The sequence below is a fragment of the uncultured Amaricoccus sp. genome (assembly GCF_937858865.1).
GTDB lineage: Bacteria > Pseudomonadota > Alphaproteobacteria > Rhodobacterales > Rhodobacteraceae > Amaricoccus.
In genome coordinates, this window is sequence record NZ_CALLYO010000108.1 from 1 (window position 1) to 4345 (window position 4345).

3 protein-coding genes are annotated in these 4345 nt (G+C 69.8%); all 3 read right to left on the minus strand.

Going from position 1 to position 4345, the window contains the following annotated elements; translation table 11 throughout:
• Positions 1-302, minus strand: a 302-nt coding sequence (locus tag Q0112_RS02890; protein WP_297971164.1) for a sigma-70 family RNA polymerase sigma factor, incomplete at its 3' end; no start/stop codon positions are given.
• Positions 303-397: 95 nt separating this feature from the next.
• Positions 398-1459 carry an RluA family pseudouridine synthase gene (locus tag Q0112_RS02895; RefSeq protein WP_297971157.1) on the minus strand — a complete coding sequence of 354 codons (1062 nt, stop codon included), beginning with the start codon at positions 1457-1459 and terminating at the stop codon, positions 398-400.
• A gap of 279 nt (positions 1460-1738) precedes the next feature.
• Positions 1739-4345: pyruvate carboxylase (pyc, locus tag Q0112_RS02900; RefSeq protein WP_297971160.1), on the minus strand; the 2607-nt coding region annotated here is incomplete at its 5' end.

Below are 4345 nucleotides of genomic sequence, written 5' to 3' on the forward strand. Positions count from 1 at the left end.
GAGCGCAGGATGTATTCCTGGATCGAGGCGCGGATCCACCACATCGCATAGGTGGCGAGGCGGAAGCCCTTGTCCGGATCGAACCGCTTCACCGCCTGCATCAGCCCGACGTTCGCTTCCGAGATGACCTCGGCGGTCGGCAGGCCGTAGCCGCGGTAGCCCATGGCGATCTTGGCGGCGAGGCGCAGGTGGCTGGTGACCAGCTTGTGCGCGGCCTCCTTGTCGCCATGGTCCACCCAGGCCTTGGCGAGCATGAATTCCTCCTCCGGCTCCAGCATCGGGAAGCGGCGGATCTCCTGCATGTAGCGCGCCAGGCCCTGTTCGGGGGAAGGCGCGGGCAACCTTTCGTAGGCCAATGGCACCCTTTCTCGCGGAGCCGGCCGCTCCGCACGCGTCTTTACCGGTCGTTATAGGATACCTTCTGTTCGTTGCACACCGCCGGTTCGTTACAATTTCGCAAGGTCGCGAGCAGAGCTTCGAGGTCGGCGGGGAGGGGCGACGCGAAGGTGAGCCGGGCGCCGGTGATCGGGTGGACGAAGCCGAGGCTCGCGGCGTGGAGCGCCTGGCGCGGGAAGGCGGCGAGGGGCCCGGCGGCGCGGCGGCGGCCGTAGACCGGGTCGCCGACGAGCGGGTGGCCGGCGAAGGCCATGTGGACGCGAATCTGGTGGGTGCGGCCGGTCTCGAGGCGGCACTCGACGAGGGCGGCGACGGGCCTCTTCGCCGGGCCGAAGCGCTCGAGGACGCGGGCGCGGGTCACGGCCGGCTTGCCGGCTTTGCTGAGCACGGTCATCCGCTTGCGGTCGCCGGGGTGGCGGCCGATGCGGCCCTCGACGCGGAGCACGCCGCCCGGCTCCCAGCCGATGCCCGCGAGATGGGCGAGGCGGGGGTCGGCGGGGTCGGGCGCGCCGTGGGTCACGGCGAGATAGCGCCGCTCGAGGTCGTGGGCGGCGAACTGGCGGGCGAGGCCGTGGTGGGCGAGGTCGGACTTGGCCACCACGAGGAGGCCCGAGGTTTCCTTGTCGATGCGGTGGACGATGCCGGGGCGGAGCCGCCCGCCGATGCCGGAGAGGGTGCCGCCGCAGTGGTGCAGGAGCGCGTTGACCAGGGTGCCGTCGGGCGCACCCGGCGCGGGGTGCACGACGAGGCCGGCCGGCTTGTCGACGACGATGAGGTCGGCGTCCTCGTAGACGATGTCGAGCGGGATCGCCTCGGGCGCGGCACTGATCGGCCGCGGGCGCGGGAGGGTGATGACGACCTCGCTTCCAGCCGGCAGCCGGAGGCGGGCATCGTCGAGGATCGCGCCGCCGGCATCGGCCACCGCACCCTCGGCGATCAGCGCCTGGATGCGCGAGCGGCTGAGGCCCGAGGCCTCGGGCACGGAGGCGGCGAGCGCCTTGTCGAGGCGGTCCTCGACGGCGATGACCACCGCGAGCGCCGCCGTTCCGTCGTCCGCGCTCATGGCCGGGCTTGCGCGCTGCGCACGCGAAACGCAGGTGAATGGATTGATATTGCTTGATTCATTTTCGGTTCAATCGGGCCTCGGGACTCCAGCACATAGGTCACGGATCGCACGGATCATCTGGATGATACGCCGTCGGCGCGAATGCCTCGCGCCCGCGTTAACGGATCAATCCCGACTCTTTCAGATGCAATACGGATTCCATACGGATCCCATATGCGTTCCAGATCGAGCGAATCCTCGTAAACCATTGCCACGAAACAATTCGGCCAGAGCCGCTCAGATCGCCTCGATCTCGATGAGAAGGTCCTTGGCGTCGACCTGCGAGCCCGGCTGGGCGTGCAGCGCCTTCACGCGGCCGGCGCGGTCGGCGTAGAGGCCGGTCTCCATCTTCATCGCCTCGACGGTGAGCAGCAGGTCGCCCGCCTGCACCGGCTGGCCGTCCTTGACCGCGACGCTCGCGATCACGCCGGGCATCGGGGCGGCGACATGGGCGGGGTTGCCCGGCTCGGCCTTCGGGCGGCGGGGCGCGGCGGCCTGCGCCTTGCGGTCGGGCACGCGCACCGTGCGCGGCTGGCCGTTCAGCTCGAAGAAGACGCGCACGTCGCCCTCGGCGTTGGTCTCGCCGACGGTCTGCAGGCGGACCTCGATGGTCTTGCCGGGGTCGATCTCGACCGAGATCTCCTGCCCGGGCTGCATGCCGTAGAAATAGACCGGGGTCGGCAGCGTCCTGACCGGGCCGTAGTCGCGGTGGCGGTTGAAATAGTCGCTGAAGACCTTGGGATACATCAGGTATCCGTTGAAGTCCTCGTCGTCGATCGCCTCGCCCTCGCGGGTGAGCTTGCGCGCCTCGGTGCGCAGCGCGTCGAGGTCGGCGGGCGGCATCACCGCGCCGGGGCGGCCGGTCATCGGCGGCTCGCCCTTCAGCACCTTGCTCTGCAGCGCCGCCGGCCAGCCGCCGGGGGGCTGGCCGAGGTTGCCCTTCATCATGTCGACGACGCTCTCGGGGAAGGCGACCTCAGTCTGCGGGTCCTCGACCTGGGCGCGGGTGAGGTTCTGCGCCACCATCACCAGCGCCATGTCGCCGACCACCTTGGACGAGGGCGTGACCTTCACGATGTCGCCGAACATGCGGTTCACCTCGGCGTACATATGTGCGACCTCGTGCCAGCGCTCCTCGAGCCCCATCGAGCGGGCCTGCGCCTTGAGGTTGGTGAACTGGCCGCCCGGCATCTCGTGCAGGTAGACCTCGGAGGCGGGTGCCTTCAGCCCGGCCTCGAAGGCGGCATACTGGTTGCGGACCGCCTCCCAGTAGTCGGAGAGCTGGCGGATCGCCTCGATGTCGAGGCCGGTGTCGCGTTCGGTGCGCATCAGCGCCTCGACGATCGAGCCGAGGCAGGGCTGCGAGGTGTGGCCGGAGAAGCTGTCCATCGCGGCGTCGACCGCGTCCACGCCGGCGCGGGAGGCGGCGAGGATGCTCGCCGCGGCGATGCCGCTGGTGTCGTGGGTGTGGAAGTGGATGGGCAGGCCCACCTCCTCCTTCAGGGTCTTGACCAGCGTGAAGGCGGCGGCGGGCTTGAGGAGGCCGGCCATGTCCTTGATGCCGAGGACGTGGGCGCCGGCGCGGCCGAGCTCCCTGGCCATGGCGACATAGTAGGCGAGATCGTACTTCGAGCGCGCCGGGTCGGCGAGATCGCCCGTGTAGCAGATCGCCGCCTCGCAGATCTTGCCCGATTCGATCACCGCGTCCATCGCGACGCGCATGTTCTCGACCCAGTTGAGCGAGTCGAAGACGCGGAAGACGTCGACGCCCGACTTCGCCGCCTGGGCGACGAAGGTCTGCACCACGTTGTCGGGGTAGTTGGTGTAGCCGACGCCGTTCGAGGCCCGCAGCAGCATCTGCGGCATGAGGTTCGGCATCGCCGCGCGCAGGTCGCGCAGGCGCTGCCAGGGGCATTCCTGCAGGAAGCGGTAGGCGACGTCGAAGGTCGCGCCCCCCCAGCATTCGACCGAGAAGAGCTGCGGCAGCATGTGGGCGTAGGCCGGCGCCACGCAGATCATGTCGTAGGAGCGCATGCGCGTGGCGAGGAGGCTCTGGTGGCCGTCGCGCATAGTGGTGTCGGTGACGAGGAGGCGCTCCTGCCCCAGCATCCAGTCGGCGACGGCCTTGGCGCCCTTCTCCTCGAGGAGCTGGCGGGTGCCGGGGGGCGGCGCATCGGCCGGGACCACGGGCGGCTTCGGCGGCCGGGCCTCGGCCGGCGGGCGGGGGCGGCCGGCGGTCTCCGGGTGGCCGTTGACGGTGATGTCGGCGATGTAGGTGAGGATCTTCGTCGCCCGGTCGCGCGGCTGGCTGAAGTGCATGAGCCCGGGCGTCGTGTCGATGAACCGGGTGGTGTAGGAGCCGTCGAGGAAGGTCGGGTGCTTGAGCAGGTTCTGCACGAAGGCAACGTTGGTCGAGACGCCGCGGATGCGGAACTCACGGAGCGCCCGGTCGAGGCGGGCGATTGCCATCTCGGGCGTCGGCGCCCAGGCGGTGATCTTCTCGAGGAGCGAATCGTAGTAGCGCGTGATGACGGCGCCCGAGTAGGCGGTGCCGCCGTCGAGGCGGATGCCGTGGCCGGTGGCGCCGCGGTAGGCGGTGATGCGGCCGTAGTCGGGGATGAAGTTGTTCTGCGGGTCCTCGGTGGTGATGCGGCACTGGATAGCGTGGCCGTTGAGGGTGATGTCGGCCTGGCTCGCCTTGCCGGTCGCCTCGGCGATGGTGGCGCCCTCCTCGATGAGGATCTGGGCGCGGACGATGTCGATGCCGGTGACTTCCTCGGTCACCGTGTGCTCGACCTGGACGCGGGGGTTGACCTCGATGAAGTAGAAGTCGCCAGAGTCGCG